The following is a 15,337-nucleotide window of genomic DNA, read 5'->3' as shown; positions in this document are numbered from 1 at the left end:
CGCATCGCAAGAGCGACCGAGAGGTGGAGGAAGCAACCGATGGAATTCGGCGTATTCATTCTGGCGCAGCAGCGCGGCTATCATCAGAGCTCGCAGCAGGTCATCAACAATGCCGTCGAGCAGACGGTCGCGGCCGAGCGAGCCGGCTTCGATACGGCGTGGTATGCCGAGCACCATTTCAACAACTACAGCCTCTGCCCCTCGCCGCTGATGATGGTCGCGCATTGCGCCGGCCTGACCAAGCGCATCCGTCTCGGCTCGGCGGTCTGCGTGCTGCCGCTGTACAATCCGGCGCGGCTGCTCGGCGAGATCGGCTTTGTCGACACGGTCTCGAACGGCCGCCTCGATCTCGGCATCGGCTCGGGCTATCAGAAATTCGAGTTCGACCGCTTCGGCGTCGACCTCGACCATTCGCATGCGCTGTTCGCCGAGTTCTACGACGTGCTCCAGGCCGGCATGCGCGAGCGCATCTTCTCCTATTCGGGCGAGCACCTGAAGATGCCGCCGACCGCGATCGCCGTGCGCACGGTGCAGACACCGATGCCGCCGATCTGGGTCACGTCCGGCCATGGCGAAACGCTCGGCCGTGCCATTCGCGACAACCATAATCTGTTCGTCACCGCGCTGCTGAATGGCCTCGATGCCATCAAGGCGCTGCGCGAACGTCTCGAGGGAATCGCAGCCAAGGAAGGCCGGTCCATCGACGACACGCGCTTCGGCTTCCTGCGCTGCGCCTATGCCAGCGACAACGACAGCGAGATCACCTCCTACCTCGACAATGCGCGCTTCCAGCGCCGCCTCTCGGAAAGCCTGAAGTTCCGGCGCGCCCAGAGCGATGACGGCTATCTGATCAAGGAAGAAGCCGGACCGAACGACATGAGCCTGGAGACGATGCGGAGCAACCTGCCCGTCGGCAGTGTCAATCAGGTGATCGACCGCATGCTGGAAGAGATCAGCATTCTCAAGCCGTCGCACATCGCGCTTCAAACCCAGCTCGGCGATTTCGATCAGCGCACGATGCTGCGCCAGATCGAGCTGTGGGGCAGCAAGATCATCCCGGCGATCCGGAAGGAGCTGAGATCCGGCCGCGCCGGACGCGGCAAGACCGCGAGCGAGGTGGTCTCGGCATAGTCCAGCACCAGCGCAAGCCCGGAGGGACGTCATGGGATGTCAGATCGCTCAAATGCGCGATTTCCGCTCTGTCGAAGCTGCCGAATTCCGGCTCGCCATGCGCAATCTGGCGAGCGGCGTGGCGATCGTGGCAACGGGAACAGAAACGACGCGGCGCGGACTGACCGTCAGCTCGGTCACGTCGCTTTGCATGGATCCACCCTGCCTGCTCGTTGGCGTCAATTCGAGCTCGGAAACGCACGCCGCGATTCTCGCCAATGGGCGCTTCGGTGTCAGCCTCCTCGGCCGGGGGCAGGAAGATCTGGCGCTGCGTTTCGCCGGCGGCGCCAAGGGCGTCGAGCGCTTCGCAACGGCGCGGTGGCAGCAAGGCGTTCTCGACGTGCCGCTGCTCGAACCGGCGATCGGCATGCTGGAATGCGTGCTGCACCATCACCAATTGGTCGGCACGCACGGTCTCTTCATCGGCAGGATCGTGGCCACACGCGGCGGCAACGGCGATCCTCTGGTCAATTTTCAGGGTGCGCTGCGAGCCTTGCCCCAAGCGTAGCCTTTGACGGTGTCGAGCCCTGCATTGTCGCCAGACTTGCCGGGAATTCGCGGAGGAGTAGCGTCGTGATCATCGAATGCTTGGACGGCGGCGTTGTCCGGCTGGCTGAACCGCTCGACTTTGGCAGGTTCAAGCTGATGCTGCATGCCGATGCCCGGCCTGAAACGCAGAGCTGGAACGGAATCACACTTCTGAACGATCGCGATGGGCTTGTTTCGATCGGTCTGGTCCCCGCCTTGGCAGGCCGCCCTGATGATGGAGACTGGAAGCAGCGTTACGCAGAGATGGTGGCCAAAGCCCGCGAGCATGGCTGGATCGATGCCGAGCGGCACGCGATCCGGGCTCATATTGAACGAATGCCGTAGGGCCGCCATCCTGAAACCAGCAAGCACCATCCCGGCTTTGCGCCAAGGTCTGCCGCCGCGCTAAGCCGACGAGGTTCAGGGCCAAGTCTTAGGATAGCTGTTCGGAGAGCACGGATTTGTCGTAACAGCCGCTGACTCAGGTTGTCGGAACACGACTCTCGCAACCTTCGACAAGTGCTTGATCTGGCTATGGTGGGTGCACCAGGGCTCGAACCTGGAACCCGAGAGGCGTATGATTTCGCAGGAAATCAAGGGCCATTCCGATAGACGTGTCGTTAGTCCTACCTTGAACCTGCAATTTGATGGAATGCCGCGACAGCGAGTTCGGCGCAGTCCAGACAAGTCGAAGGGATCGGGGGTTCGAGTCGGGGGAGCGCTACCGCCTTCACACCACCAGCCAAACCTGCGATAACTCATCCAATCCCCACAAGTCGGTTCATAAGTCCGACAGCCAATTCTGCTTTTGCGCTCTTACCCGAGCGCTACGTTTCCCGCCATCAGCGCCCGGCGAATTTTGGCGGGCGCTTGGCGTTGAAGGCTTCGACGCCTTCCTTGAAGTCCTCCGACTGCCGTAATCGGCTGTAGCAATGGCCCTCGAGCTCGATGGCGATCGCGAGCGTGGAATCTTCCGTATCGTTCAGGAGCTTCTTCGCCGTGCGCTGCGCCAGCGGCGAGAAGGTGCGGAGCTCGTCAACCAGCTTGTCCGTCGCCTTTTCCAGCTCGCTGTCCGGCACGCACTCGGTCGCAATCCCCCATTCCAGCGCCTGCTTCGCCGAAATGCGCTTTGAGCGCATCACGATGTCCTTGGTGCGGGTGATGCCGACCATCTTCTGCAGGCGAGCCGAGCCGCCAGAACCCGGGATCTGTCCGAGCTTCTGTTCCGGCAAGGCATACTGCGTGGTCTCCGAGGCGATGCGGAAGTCGCAGGCGAGCGACAGCTCGAAGCCGACGCCGAAGCAATAGCCGCGATTGGCCACGATCACCGGCTTGGCGCAACGCGCGGGCGCTGCGATGTTCCAGGCCAGTTTTGACACATGCTCGGGGCTCGCTTCCATGAAGCCGCCAATATTGCCGCCACTGGAGAAATGCTCGCCCTCGGCCCGCAGCACAATGATACGCACACGCTGATCCTCATCGAGGGTCTCGAACGTCAGCCGGAGCTGGTCGCGTTGCGGCATCGCGACGACGTTATAGGGCGGCCGGCCGAGGATAATGTCGGCGCGTTCGCGCGCCTCATCGATCTCGACCTCGAATCCATCGAGCTTGGCCAGACGAGGATCGGCAAAGGTGTAGGGTGACGACATATCTTGCTTCCTTCTGTTTACGTCGTGTGATCAGGCCGCGTCCGACGGCGGCCGGCGTTCGGTTTGGTATTCTCCGGCAACGAGCAGACGCCGCAGCAGCTTGCCGACCGGCGATTTGGGAATGGCGTCTACGAACACGTAGCGGCGCGGGCGCTTGAAGTTGGCAAGGCCGGAGGCGCGGCAGAATTGCTCGAGCTCCGCCTCCGATACCGTCCGGTTGCGCTTGACAAAGGCAGCGACGATCTTGCCCCATTTCTCGTCGGCGAGACCGACCACCGCGACTTCCGAAACCGCGGGATGCAGGGAGAGGCAGCTTTCGATCTCCACCGGCGAGACGTTCTCGCCGCCGGTGACGATCATGTCGTCGACGCGGCCGGTGACGAAGAGATCGCCGTCGGAATCGATGAACCCGGTGTCGCCCGTAAAGTTATCGCGATTAACCGCCTTATTTGGCGGCCCATCAAATGCGCAGTATTTCATCAATGTATAATTCGATTTGACAATATGAACGCTTCAATGTAGTACGACCGAAAAGGCGCTCGGGCGCTGCCGCAAGACGTGCGGCCCGCCCCACCAAAACGCTCGATACGCAGGAGGAACACCACGATGATCGATCGACGTTCACTGTTGCTTGGCGGCGCGATTGCTTCAATTGCGCGTCCGGCGCTCAGCCAGACGAAGTACCCCAACCGCACCGTCACGATGGTGAATCCATTTGCTGCGGGAGGCCAATTGGATCCAATCGGCCGTATCATCAGCAAGCACATGCAGTCGGTGCTCGGACAAGCTTTCGTCATTGAGAATAAGCCCGGCGCGGGCGGGACTATCGGCGCTCAGTATGTGACACGCTCGGCGCCGGACGGGAGCACTCTTTTGCTCGGAACGACAAGTACCTTCGTGATTGCCCCGTACATATTCAAACCACAGCCCTACGATCCCCTCGTCAATCTAGCGCCGATCATCGCCTTAACCGAAAACGCCACCGTCTTGATCGCTAGCGAGAAGAGCGGGTTCAAAAGCCTCAAGGACCTTCTGGAAGCCGCCAAGCAGAAGCCGGCCAACGTGACCGTCGCCTCGGCAGGCAACGGAAGCTTCCCGCACGTGTTTTCCGAACTATTCTGCTCGCTCACCGACGTTAAGCTAACTCATATCCCGTACCGCGGTGGCGCGCCTGCGATGAACGACCTCATCGGTGGACAGGTCGACATCTTCTTTGAAGTCGCGCCGACCGCGATCCCTCAGATCCAGTCGAAAACGGCCTTTCCTCTTCTCGTAAGTGGCAACAAGCGCGTGCCACTTCTACCGGACGTGCCATCCGCTGCCGAGCTGGGCTATCCGGATCTCAATCTCACGTCTTGGGTCGGGCTTGCCGCGCCTGACGGTACCCCCGCGTCGGTTGTAGAAATACTGAACAAAGAATCGAATGCGGCGCTCCGATCCGAAGAGATGACGACCTATCTCGACCGTTTGGGAATTTCAGCCATTGGAGGATCTCCCAGGGAGATGGCCGAGCGCATGGCGCGGGAGTCCGCGATCTACAAGCGACTCGTCGAGAGTAAAGGGATCACGGTCCAGTGAGGACGTCGTGGATTGCGATCCTTGGTCTGAAAAGTAGCTCATTCAACCGAAAACCTCATCGTACAAAATACTGAACGTCCTGGCCCGCCCGCATCTCATTTGGCCAAGCGTTGGGCGGCTCAGATCTGCGTAACCAAACATCAAAAAGCGGCCGCAGGACCGAAGCGCTTCTTCTCGCCGCAAATGAGAGCCTGGACTTCACTTCGTGTTTTCCTGAAGCGGTTCGGTTCATGCGTGATCACGTACTAGTTGCATGGGAAAGCTCAAGCATACGGTTTTTCGAGAAAGCCGGATTTAGTCCACTGCACTAACTTTGACGGCAGTCTCTTTGGATCGCGCTGTAGTCAAAAATTTATTCAGCGTCTGATTGGCGTGATGGGTGTGCCGTTTGGAAGGCCGGATGAGCCGTTGCTAAAGACACGACACGATTGATTCGCGGGAAGTTGGAGAGCGATACGCCGAAGCGCTGGGCAGCGTAGACCTGAGGGATCAAGTAAACATCCGCAAGGCCGGGCGCAGAACCGAAGCAGTAATCCTCGCCGACAATCAGCGCCTCGACTGCAGAGAAGCCTTCGCCGATCCAGCGCGTGATCCAGGTGCCAACCTCCTCCTCCGAGTGGCCAAAGTCCCGACGCAGGTGGTTCAGAGCGCCGATATTGTGCAGCGGATGGATGTCGCAGCCGATGATCGCCGCAACGGCCCTGACTCGGGCCCGTGCGACAGGATCCTGCGGTAACAGCGGCGGATCGGGAAAGACCTCCTCCAGGTATTCAATGATGGCCGGTGACTGGATCAGCACGCGCCCGCCGTCGAGCGCGAGACTTGGTACGCGCTGCTGCGGGTTGACTTGGCGATACGCCTCGGTCCGGTGCTCTCCGCCGTAGCGGACAAGGTGGACTGGCACCTGTTCCGGTGCCAAGCCTTTAAGGGCGAGCCCGATGCGAAGCCGGTAGGATGATGTCGAGCGCCAGTAGCCGTAGAGTTTCATGCGACGGCTTCTCCGATGACCGCTCGGCATTCGCCGAAGCCGATGGTGGCGAAGCCCTCGCGCAGGGCATGTGCTTGCAGGATGATCTCATCCCGATCCTCCAAGAACCGGCGCTCCTCTCCCGAGGCGAGTTGGATCGGCTGTTTGCCCCCAAGGGTGGCCTCGACGAGGCTGCCGCAGGACTGCAGGTCCGGCCCCGATATTGTTCCGGTCCCGAGCAGGTCGCCTGGCTGCAGGTTGCAGCCGCCGCAGGTATGATGGGCTATCATCTGCGCCACGGTCCAATACATGTGACACGAATTCGACGCCGAGACGCGGTGGGGAGCCAGGCCAGCTTCGCGCATCCCTGGAGTCACCAGCAGCACGTCGAGCTGGATGTCGAAGGCACCCTCGCGCTGGTCCGCGTCATCGGTGAGGTAAGCCAGCGGACGCGGATCGCCCTCCGGCCGCGGAGGCAGTGTGGACCGGAATGGGGCGAGCGCTTCGGGCGTGATGATCCAAGGCGAGATCGTCGAAGCGAAATTCTTGGCGAGGAAGGGCCCTAGCGGCTGGTACTCCCAAGCCTGAATGTCCCGGGCCGACCAGTCGTTCAGGAGGCAAAATCCGGCGATGTGCGCAGCGGCCTCCCCGACCGGGATCGGCTCTCCGAGCGCGTTGCCGGGGCCGATCCACACCCCGAGTTCGAGTTCGTAGTCGAGCCGGCGCGAGGGACCGAACACGGGCTCGGCCGTGCCCGGCGCGTTAGATTGCCCGCGCGGGCGGCGCACAGCAGTGCCGGAGGGTCGGATTGATGAAGCGCGGCCATGGTAGCCGATTGGCAGGTGTTTATAGTTCGGCAAGAGTGGGTTATCAGGCCGAAATTGCTTGCCGATGTTTTCCGCATGGTGGATGCCGACATAAAAGTCGGTGTAGTCGCCGATTGCGGCTGGCAGGTGCAGCGTGCAGGCCGATGCTTCGTGCAATAGCGGCGCAATCCTCCCGCGTTCTGGCTGCCCTTCCGCGAGTAGCTCCGAGAGACGGGCCCGCAAGGCTCGGCGCGGCCCAGCCCCGAGGGCGAGGAGGCTGTTGAGCTTCTCGCCCGCCGCAGTTTCAACGGCCGCAGCCGCCTCGCCGGACAGAAGGTTGGCTGATAGGACGGCCGGCAAGTCGAGGATGGCGTCGCCGATCGCGACGCCGGCTCGCAGCGCCTCGCCTCCCGGCGCAAATACGCCGAGCGGCAAGTTCTGGATCGGGAAGTCCAGATGTCCGTTTGCGCTCGGCACCCAGGAGCGCAGGTCCACATCGTGGGTGCGGTCAAGCCCTATCATCAACGCGCCTCCGGCAGCCGCGGATCGAAGTTTTTCCTGAGCTTGCGACCATACGCGCCGTAATCCTTCTGCAAAGCCGGATGCTCGGCCGCAAAGCGGCTCACCTTCTGGGGAAAGCGCGTCTCGAACATGAAGGCGAGCGTGCCCTCCAGCTTGTGTGGTTTGAGCTCGGCATCAGAGGCCTTCTCGAAGGCGTCCACATCTGGCCCGTGTGGCAGCAGAGTGTTATGCAGCGAGGCTCCCCCCGGCTGGAAACCGCCTCCGGTCTTGGCGTCATAGACCCCGCAGACCAGTCCCATGAACTCACTCATCACGTTGAGGTGGTACCAAGGCGGCCGGAAAGTGTTCTCCGCCACGAGCCAGCGGTCCGAGAAGATCACGAAGTCGACGTTGGCGGTGCCGGGCGTTTCGGATGGCGAGGTGAGCACCGTGAAGATCGACGGATCGGCGTGGTCAAACAGGATTGGCCCGACCGGCGAGAACTTGCGCAAGTCGTACTTGTACGGCGCGTAGTTGCCGTGCCAGGCGACCACGTCGAGAGGCGAGTGGTCGATCGCCGTTGCCCAGAAACTTCCGCCCCACTTCACCAGCAGGGTGCCGGCTTCGTCGCGATCCTCGTAGGCAGCGACCGGCGTAAGAAAGTCGCGCTGGTTGGCGAGGCAGTTGGCGCCGATCGGCCCGCGCTCGGGCAGCGTGAATGCTCCGCCGTAATTCTCGCAGATGTAGCCCCGGGCAGGTCCGCCGGGCAGATCGACTGCGAACTTCACCCCGCGCGGAATCACACAGATCTCGCCGGGCTCCACTCCGATGATGCCAAATTCAGTGCGGAAGCGGAGTGGTCCCTCCTGTGGCACGACCAGCATTTCGCCGTCTGCATTGTAGAAGTATTCGTCCTGCATCGAGCGGGTGGCGACGTAGAGGTGTGCGCCCATGCCTGCCTGCGCGCCTGCGTCTCCCGCCGTAGTCATGGTGCGGATACCCTCGACGAATGAGAGCGACATGGATGGGATCGGGACAGGGCCCCAACGCAAAGGGGCGATCGGCATCTCGACCTCTTGGGAGGGCGCCGTCCGCCACAGGTCACTCGCTGCCTTTTTGAACGCGCCCCAGTGCATGACGGTCGGGCGAATTCGGTAGAGCCAGGAGCGCTCGTTGACGGTGCGCGGCGCGGTGAAGGCCGAACCCGAAAGCTGCTCGGCATAGAGTCCGTAGGGACATTTTTGCGGCGAGTTGCGGCCGATCGGAAGCGCTCCTGGGAGCGCTTCTGTCTCGAAACCGTTGCCAAAGCCGGACATGTAGCCGGGCATGATGCCCGTGCCACTCGCGAACTGTCCGTATGCGGATGGCGCCTGTGCGCTCATATTGGTTACCTTTCCTGTTGATATCTGCGAACCGCGGCGTTCGCGAAAGGTGTGACAGCGATCAATAATGCGCCAGGATCAGGAGGACAGCTGCGAACAGATGGCCTGCGGCAAAATTTCCTGTCAGCTCGCGCAAGATTCCGATGACATGTGGGCTGATGATTGATCCCATGATTCCTGCCATTGTGATCAGCGCCGCGGCGCGATCGATTATCTTGGCAATCGGAAACACAACGATCTGCTCGGCCGTACAGCAGGATGACGCAGACCGGGTACCGAGTAACCCGGCGCCGTCGATCGACCTCCCTCAAGAAGTGTCATCGCTCGATAGGAGCTCGATCGGCAGGATCGCCCAGCGGATTCGGCGGTGGCGGTCGGGGCGCCTTGGCGAAAGGTGGCTGCTGGAGACGCATGAGATGCCAGGGGCTCGGCATCTCCCCGACAGGAACCTCGATAACGCTTGGGCCTCCCTCGGCGAAGGCCGACCTTAGGATCGATGTCAGCCGGCCAGGCGAGTCCGCTCGCTCGTAGGGTATCGAAAAAGCGTTGGCCAGAACGGAAAAATCTGGATTGCACAGGTCGGCACCGAACTCGGCGCCGAACAGATCTTTCTGCATCGTCCGAACGTTCCCGAAATGGCCATCGTTAAAGATCACCGCCGCGACGTTTAAGTTATACTTCCGGGCCGTCGCTAGTTCCTGCATGTTCCAGCCGAAGCCGCCATCGCCGTTGAGGCTGATGACAGGTCGGCCCGGATTTCCGACCGCCACGCCAAGCGCCGTGGGGTAGCCGAAACCTAGCGTTCCCTGATAGCCCGGCGTGATGAAAGTGTTGGGTCCGTAGACCGGAAAATGAAAGCGCCCGAGATAGCCAACCTGGGTCAACTCGTTCACAAAGAAACCGTCGTCGGGAAGTGCCTCTCGGAGCGCCTGCAGCCATGAGGCCTGCGGCTGAATGAGGTTTGCTTGTTCATCTGACCAGGCACGGACACGGACGAGGTCAGCCGCGATCACTGAGGGACGCCGCGCGACTGCAGCGGCGAGCGCCTTCAGTCCGAGGGCCGCATCGGCCACAATGGCGACGTCGGCGCGTCGCGGCGGATTCCAGGCAGATCGATCGAGGTTGATGTAGATGTACCGCGCTCGCTCTGACGGCCAGGCGGGCTTTCCAACCTGTGTGTCGACGAAACGGCTTCCGACCACGACGACCACGTCGGCATGCGGAAATACCGCGCGTCCACCAAGTGCGTTCAGCGCAAGCGAATGCCGGTCCGAGACCGCCCCCCTGCCGTTTTCACCCATGACGATCGGCGCATCGAGGCGTTCGGCCAATTCGCCCAGCGGTCCGGAGGCGTTCGTCGCCAGCGCCCCTCCGCCCACGTAGATGACCGGAAAGGACGCATCGTTGAGTAGCTGCGCTGCTTTCTCGACCGCAAGTTTCTCGGGCTCGGGGAAGTTCGATACGAGCGGAGTGTCGACGAGCGGGATGTGATCCTCGACGTTAAGCAGGTCCTGCGCGACCTCGAACGCGACCGGCCGGGGCTGGCCGGACGCCGCTTGCTGCAACGCCTCATGAAGGACCGCTGGGATTTCGGCTATCGCATTCGCGCGACCCTGCCACTTTGTCACCTTCGCTAGGATTTCGGTTTGGCCGTTGATCTCGTGCAGTAAACCGACCCCCTTGCCGCGCCCCCCAGAGTTGATGTCGCCTGCAATGCAGATGACTCGTGAATTGCACGCGTAGCCCGTTGCGAGGCCCGCCATGGCATTGAGGACGCCCGGACCAGGAACCACCATGCACGCACCGATCCGTCCGGTTGACCGGGCATAGCCGTCCGCCATGTAAGACGTCGCCTGTTCGTGCCGTGGGACGATTACCCGAATGTTCTCTCGGCATTGTCTCAGTCCCTCAAAGGCCCAGTCCAACTGGATGCCCGGAATGGCAAACAAGTCCGTGACGCCATCGAGGGCGAGCTGTCTGGCAAGCGCCGTCCCACCGGTTTGTCTCACACTGTTCCTCCCTGTCGGCCCTTGATTCCCGCGGGTCCTCCTTAGCTATCTCGTACTATTTTGTCAAATCAAATTCATTATTATCAAACACACAGAGGTCGACTAGAAGACAGTCAACCGGATCTTCGTTCGGTTCTATTAGAAGCTTCCGGGTGGATTGGCTGAGCAGGGAGCAGGAGGTTAGTCCAGCCAATCAGTTTCTATTAAACAGTGTAAAATGAAGTTCGTTCGTATAAGCCAGTTGCCCTCAGGATTGAGTGGCTTGTTTCGGAAGCGATGACGGCTCAGAACCCATCTTGCCGGGATTCATAATCCCTCTTGGATCAAGAGCGCGCTTGATGAGATGCATCGCTTCCAGTGCCATCTCGCCGTGCTCCTCCAAGAGGTAAGGCAGCTTCGCGATGCCGATCCCCTGCTCCCCGCTCACAGTGCCTCCGTTTGCGATGGCCTGGTGGTTCAGGCGCGCTATCATCGCGCGGACGGCGTCCCTCTGGGACTCCATCTTCGGATCGACGAGGTAGGCAACGTGAAAATTGCCGTCGCCCACATGGCCGAGGATTTTGCCGTCGATCCCCGAACCTTCAATGTCTGCTTGCGCGGCCGCGATGCTGTCAGCCAAGCGCGAAATCGGAACGCAGACATCCGTTCTCCACACCTCTGCCCCCGGCTTCCAAGCGGTCGTCGCGTAAAGCGACTCATGCCGGGCCTGCCAAAGCCTGCTGCGCTCGGCAGGGTCCCGGGACCAAGCGAAATCGAGAGCCCCGTGCATGGCCACGATCTCGCCGAACGCGCGCGCCTGCTGGTCGACATGATCAGGCGCACCGACAAATTCGACGAACAGAGTAGGCGCTACCGGCAACCCAAGGCCCGAGTAGCTGTTCGCCATTCTGATCGACAGCGAATCCATGAATTCAATGCGCGCGACATCGAGCCCCATGTGCATCGCGTCGACCACCGAAGCGATTGCACTCGCGGCCGCGCCGAACGGGCAAGCTCCAACGCAGACCGCTTCCGGGATGGGATGGAGGCGGACGGTCAGTTCCGTGAAGATGCCGAGTGTGCCCTCCGATCCGACGAAGAGCCTGACCAAATCGTAGCCACTCGAGGATTTCCGCGCGCGCGACCCCACCCGCGTTACCCGTCCGCCGGGCAATACAACGCGTGCGGCGGTCACAGTTTCCCGCATCGTCCCATAGCGCACCGCGTTGGTACCGGACGCGCGCGTCGAAGCCATTCCGCCGATGGTAGCGTCTGCACCAGGATCGATAGCGAAAAACAGACCCTTGTCGCGCAGGTGCTGGTTGAGTTGCTTGCGCGTCACGCCGGGCTGCACCACCGCATCAAAGTCGTGTTCATTCACCGCCAAGACCTGGTTCATGCGCGTCAGGTTCAAAGCAATTCCGCCTCGGATAGCTAGGATGTGCCCTTCGAGCGAACTCTGATTGCCGTGCGCTACGATCGGGACGCCGAACTCGTGGCAAGCCTCGAGCACCCGACACACGTCGTCCTCGCTCTCAGCGAACACGACCGCGTCCGGTAAAGCTGGCGGTAGCCGAGACCAATCCTTGCCATGCTGTTCGCGCACCGAGTCGCCGGTGGCTAAGCGCTCCCCGAGAGTTGTCCGCAAGCGATCGAGGCAGGCGGTCAGGTCCGTGTTGCGAATCGTCATGCAGATGCTCCCGAGTTGGAATGGGCCAGTAGTAATCGAATGTGGCTGGGACATCAGGTCCGCCGCGCCTAATCCACGAACCCACGCTGTCTTGCGCCCTCACGGAGAGCGACGTCGAAATTTGCGCGTATTAGGCATCTCCACCACCCGCGCGCGACACGCACCCCGAATCCTAAAGCGGCGAGCCAGGAGGCGTCCCGGCCCCGTGCACCGCCTTGTATTGAAGGAAGCTCTCGATGCCGTAGCGACCATTCTCGCGCCCGAAGCCGGACCAGCCGCAGCCCCCAAAGGGCGTGGCGTAGTTCTGCGGGGCGCCGTTTATCGAAACCTGCCCGGTCCTCAGACGCCTAGCGACGTCGGCACCCCGGACTCTATTCGAGGTCCAAATCCCTCCCGAGAGTCCAAACTTGGTCGCGTTGGCGAGTTCGACTGCCTCGTCGAGATCGCGGTAGTGCAACAGGCTGAGGACAGGTCCGAACACCTCCTCGCGCACAACCTCCATGCCGGTTGTCACATCGGTTAGGACGGTCGGGCGCACGTAGTAGCCGCAATCGATCCCCTGCGGCGCGCCGTGGCCACCGATGATCGCGCGGGCCCCCTGCGCAAGGGATTCTGTAATGATCCGCTCGACGCGACCGCGCCCAGCCTCGCTCGCCAGCGGCCCGACTCGCGTTTCCGGCGCGAGAGGATGCCCAACGACCCAGCCTGCACCTAGGGACCGGCAGAGATCCTCCACCTGCGACCGAGCCTCCACCGGCACGATCAGCCGGGTCTGGGCAACACAGACCTGCCCACCGTTGCTGAAACAGGAGCTTAGCACGCCAGCCATTGCCGCTGGGAGATCGGCGTCATCGAGCAGGATAGCCGCAGACTTGCCGCCGAGTTCGAGCTTGACTTGCTTGATGCCCTCCCCGGCTGCCGCGGCCACTCTGCGTCCGGCAGCGACGGAACCCGTGAAGCTCACTAGATCGACCTCGGAATGTTCAACGAGGGCCCGGCCCGTCTCGCTGTCGCCGAAGACCACGTTCACGACTCCATCCGGCACGCCAGCGTCTTTCAGTACCTCGACGAGCGCGCGCGCCGTCAACGGCGCGAGCTCGCTCGGCTTCACAACTACGGTGCAACCCGCCGCGATCGCCGCACCAACTTTTGCGACAATCTGATGCAGCGGCGCGTTCCAAGGCGTGATGGCGGCCACCACGCCGACTGGTTCGCGCCACACGACTGAGGTCCCCGCGTTCTCTTCGAACGCGATCGCCCGGAGTGCCTCAACCATCGCCGAGAGGTTGCGGATTGGCATCGGTACTTGGAAATCCCTACTGAACCAGAGCGGGCATCCAATCTCACGCGCGAGGGTCTCGGCGAACAGCTCACTTCGAGCGTCAAGCGTCTTGGCGAGCTGAAGCAGCAGTGCCGCCCTAGCCTCGAGACTTGAGGCCCGCCAAGCGCCAAGCGCGCGCCGCGCAGACATGACCGCGGCGTCTACTTCAGATCTCGACGCGCAGCTCACCTCAGTCAGGATCTGCTCTGTGCTGGGATCGATGACGGGGAGCATGCGGCCGGAGGTCCCACGGTGCCAATCCCCATCGATCCAGTGCGCATCGACAGGTCTCACGGACGCACCTCTGCCGGCGCATCGATGTAGGCGAACAGCGCCGGCAATGCGCAGCGCAAGGTCGTTACGAACGTCAACGATTGACGGCGCATCGAGTGCCGCGACCTTTTCGCCCGCGCAAGCAGCACCTCGACCTTGTTCGGCTCGCAGGTGCCCAGCGAGGGGCGATTTAATTTGGGTGCCGCTTTCGGGCCGCGCAAGCCGAGCATGCTCACGCAGTCCCCAATCCCGATCGAGCGGGCGTACCCGTCCGCTGGAACGACCTAGCGACCGCCCGGCCCATCCTACCCTCCTCGCTCATCGAATACGGCACTATCGTTAACTACCGCGATCGACGAGTTTTGTCAAACTGAATTGTACTATAGCAAACTTGCGGTTTGCGGTGCGCTTTAGCCGTGCGAAGTGCTAAGAGTTGTGCGAGAGGCTGGGACAAGGTGAACATGACTGTCGAGAAGGAACAGCGCCATATCCAATCGATCGAGGTCGGCTTTCGTCTGATCGGGGTTCTTGAGGCAGCGCGGGCCAAGCTTCCTCTTAAAACAATTGCCGAGCGCGCCGGCATGCCGGCCAGCAAGGCTCACCTCTACATGGTGAGCTTTCTGCGGCTCGGACTCGTGGCGCAGGATCCTGCCAGCATGCGGTACGGCCTTGGTCCCTATGCCGTTCAGCTCGGCCTAGCGGGGTTGCGGCAACTGGATGTTGTCGATCTCGCCCGGGGGCCAATGGAGGAGTTACAGCAAAGTGTCGGACTATCGGTCCACTTGTCCATCTGGGGAAACATGGGTCCGACCATAGTCGCGAAGTCCGATGGCGAACTCGACGTGCCGATGATTATCAAAGTCGGCCATGTGCTCCCGTTGCTTACATCTGCTACGGGACGGGTCTTCCTGGCGCTGCTGCCCGCAGCCTTATTGGCGCCGATACTTCACCGTGTTCCGACGTCCTCGGCGGCGGCCCGCGCGGTGATCGAAGAGGCAAAGCGAGAGATGGGTCGCAACGGCGTGACCACGTCGGACAGCCGCGTGCACGAGGGGTTTGCCGCCATCTCGGCCCCCATCTTTGATCATTCCGGCGCTCTCGCCGCGAGCATGACGCTCATCGGGCAACGCTCGCACGTGCCGCTGGACGGGCGCGGCTCAGCTGTCGAGAAGCTTAAGGCCGCCTGCGACCTAGTCACGCGCGCGATGGGGCGAGAGGCCGCTGCTTCCGATGCCTCCCTGGAGGACCCAAGCCCCAGGCGCACGCTAGCCCGATCGACGCGCGCCTAACTCTGGCAAATGGGCACCACGCGAGTGCCGCGCTGTCCACCACACCAGTTCGGGGACCGGCACCGCCGGCGCGGTTTTTGATTTAACATTGACTAATTCAATTTGTTAATGTATTTTCGGTCGCTACCCTAAGTGCCGATGATGCTCCGACAAGGAAGCATCAGGCAGGCCGCGCGAAGTTCGCGGGCGCTCGAA

Annotated in this window: 14 protein-coding genes and 1 pseudogene; 5 read left to right on the top strand and 10 right to left on the bottom strand. The window is 61.9% G+C overall.

Annotated features, from left to right (window positions below; genetic code table 11):
- Window positions 1–39 precede the first annotated feature (39 nt).
- The 3 genes from V1286_RS06435 to V1286_RS06425 all read left to right on the top strand — a co-directional run bounded on the left by V1286_RS06435 (window position 40) and on the right by V1286_RS06425 (window position 2,043).
- Complete coding sequence (locus tag V1286_RS06435; protein WP_334478338.1) at window positions 40–1,131, top strand: LLM class flavin-dependent oxidoreductase; 1,092 nt, start codon at window positions 40–42, stop codon at window positions 1,129–1,131.
- A 97-nt stretch (window positions 1,132–1,228) separates the two neighbouring features.
- Complete coding sequence (locus V1286_RS06430; RefSeq protein WP_334478337.1) at window positions 1,229–1,678, top strand: flavin reductase family protein; 450 nt, start codon at window positions 1,229–1,231, stop codon at window positions 1,676–1,678.
- Between the two features lie 65 nt (window positions 1,679–1,743).
- Window positions 1,744–2,043, top strand: coding sequence for a hypothetical protein (locus V1286_RS06425; RefSeq protein WP_334478336.1), 300 nt, complete (start codon window positions 1,744–1,746; stop codon window positions 2,041–2,043).
- 497 nt (window positions 2,044–2,540) lie between these two features.
- Here the strand turns inward: V1286_RS06425 and V1286_RS06420 are convergent, their stop codons facing one another.
- Window positions 2,541–3,347, bottom strand: coding sequence for an enoyl-CoA hydratase/isomerase family protein (locus tag V1286_RS06420; protein WP_334478334.1), 807 nt, complete (start codon window positions 3,345–3,347; stop codon window positions 2,541–2,543).
- Window positions 3,348–3,377: 30 nt separating this feature from the next.
- Window positions 3,378–3,773 (bottom strand): annotated as a pseudogene (locus tag V1286_RS06415) (AMP-binding enzyme); the annotation flags it as partial.
- A gap of 180 nt (window positions 3,774–3,953) precedes the next feature.
- Between V1286_RS06415 and V1286_RS06410 the strand changes: the two are divergent.
- Complete coding sequence (locus tag V1286_RS06410) at window positions 3,954–4,925, top strand: Bug family tripartite tricarboxylate transporter substrate binding protein (RefSeq protein WP_334478332.1); 972 nt, start codon at window positions 3,954–3,956, stop codon at window positions 4,923–4,925.
- Window positions 4,926–5,277: 352 nt separating this feature from the next.
- On the opposite strand, the gene maiA is transcribed toward V1286_RS06410, so the two are convergent.
- The 8 genes from maiA to V1286_RS06370 all read right to left on the bottom strand — a co-directional run bounded on the left by maiA (window position 5,278) and on the right by V1286_RS06370 (window position 14,089).
- Window positions 5,278–5,913 carry a maleylacetoacetate isomerase gene (gene maiA / locus V1286_RS06405; RefSeq protein ID WP_334478330.1) on the bottom strand — a complete coding sequence of 212 codons (636 nt, stop codon included), beginning with the start codon at window positions 5,911–5,913 and terminating at the stop codon, window positions 5,278–5,280.
- Entirely contained in the window at window positions 5,910–7,220 is a 1,311-nt protein-coding gene (fahA, locus tag V1286_RS06400; protein ID WP_334478328.1) for a fumarylacetoacetase, read from the bottom strand. Before fahA ends, maiA begins: the two co-directional genes overlap by 4 nt.
- Window positions 7,220–8,581 (bottom strand): homogentisate 1,2-dioxygenase, encoded by a 1,362-nt coding sequence (hmgA, locus tag V1286_RS06395; protein WP_334478326.1) that lies wholly within the window; start codon window positions 8,579–8,581, stop codon window positions 7,220–7,222. The genes fahA and hmgA overlap by 1 nt, the downstream gene beginning before the upstream one ends.
- Window positions 8,582–8,642: 61 nt before the next feature.
- On the bottom strand, window positions 8,643–8,813 hold the full coding sequence (locus V1286_RS06390) for a hypothetical protein (protein ID WP_334478324.1): 171 nt from the start codon (window positions 8,811–8,813) through the stop codon (window positions 8,643–8,645).
- An 85-nt stretch (window positions 8,814–8,898) separates the two neighbouring features.
- Window positions 8,899–10,590, bottom strand: coding sequence for a thiamine pyrophosphate-dependent enzyme (locus tag V1286_RS06385; protein ID WP_334478323.1), 1,692 nt, complete (start codon window positions 10,588–10,590; stop codon window positions 8,899–8,901).
- Window positions 10,591–10,837: 247 nt separating this feature from the next.
- On the bottom strand, window positions 10,838–12,259 hold the full coding sequence (locus tag V1286_RS06380; RefSeq protein WP_334478321.1) for an FAD-binding oxidoreductase: 1,422 nt from the start codon (window positions 12,257–12,259) through the stop codon (window positions 10,838–10,840).
- 172 nt (window positions 12,260–12,431) lie between these two features.
- Window positions 12,432–13,874 (bottom strand): aldehyde dehydrogenase family protein, encoded by a 1,443-nt coding sequence (locus V1286_RS06375; RefSeq protein ID WP_334478320.1) that lies wholly within the window; start codon window positions 13,872–13,874, stop codon window positions 12,432–12,434.
- Complete coding sequence (locus V1286_RS06370) at window positions 13,871–14,089, bottom strand: hypothetical protein (RefSeq protein WP_334478318.1); 219 nt, start codon at window positions 14,087–14,089, stop codon at window positions 13,871–13,873. Before V1286_RS06370 ends, V1286_RS06375 begins: the two co-directional genes overlap by 4 nt.
- Window positions 14,090–14,314: 225 nt before the next feature.
- On the opposite strand from V1286_RS06370, the gene V1286_RS06365 reads away from it, so the two are divergent.
- Window positions 14,315–15,142 carry an IclR family transcriptional regulator gene (locus V1286_RS06365; protein WP_334478317.1) on the top strand — a complete coding sequence of 276 codons (828 nt, stop codon included), beginning with the start codon at window positions 14,315–14,317 and terminating at the stop codon, window positions 15,140–15,142.
- Window positions 15,143–15,337: the final 195 nt, after the last annotated feature.

The sequence above is a fragment of the Bradyrhizobium algeriense genome, from assembly GCF_036924595.1.
Lineage (GTDB): Bacteria > Pseudomonadota > Alphaproteobacteria > Rhizobiales > Xanthobacteraceae > Bradyrhizobium > Bradyrhizobium algeriense.
Note: the sequence above shows the minus strand (reverse complement) of the source record. Positions and strands in the feature narration are given on the sequence as shown.

Excerpts from the sequence above, each read along its gene's own strand:
- V1286_RS06420 (WP_334478334.1), bottom strand. The coding sequence starts at position 3,347 with ATGTCGTCACCCTACACCTTTGCCGATCCTCGTCTGGCCAAGCTCGAT.
- V1286_RS06380 (WP_334478321.1), bottom strand. The coding sequence starts at position 12,259 with ATGACGATTCGCAACACGGACCTGACCGCCTGCCTCGATCGCTTGCGG.
- V1286_RS06365 (WP_334478317.1), top strand. The coding sequence starts at position 14,315 with ATGACTGTCGAGAAGGAACAGCGCCATATCCAATCGATCGAGGTCGGC.
- maiA (WP_334478330.1), bottom strand. The coding sequence starts at position 5,913 with ATGAAACTCTACGGCTACTGGCGCTCGACATCATCCTACCGGCTTCGC.
- V1286_RS06430 (WP_334478337.1), top strand. The coding sequence starts at position 1,229 with ATGCGCAATCTGGCGAGCGGCGTGGCGATCGTGGCAACGGGAACAGAA.
- V1286_RS06410 (WP_334478332.1), top strand. The coding sequence starts at position 3,954 with ATGATCGATCGACGTTCACTGTTGCTTGGCGGCGCGATTGCTTCAATT.
- hmgA (WP_334478326.1), bottom strand. The coding sequence starts at position 8,581 with ATGAGCGCACAGGCGCCATCCGCATACGGACAGTTCGCGAGTGGCACG.
- fahA (WP_334478328.1), bottom strand. The coding sequence starts at position 7,220 with ATGATAGGGCTTGACCGCACCCACGATGTGGACCTGCGCTCCTGGGTG.
- V1286_RS06435 (WP_334478338.1), top strand. The coding sequence starts at position 40 with ATGGAATTCGGCGTATTCATTCTGGCGCAGCAGCGCGGCTATCATCAG.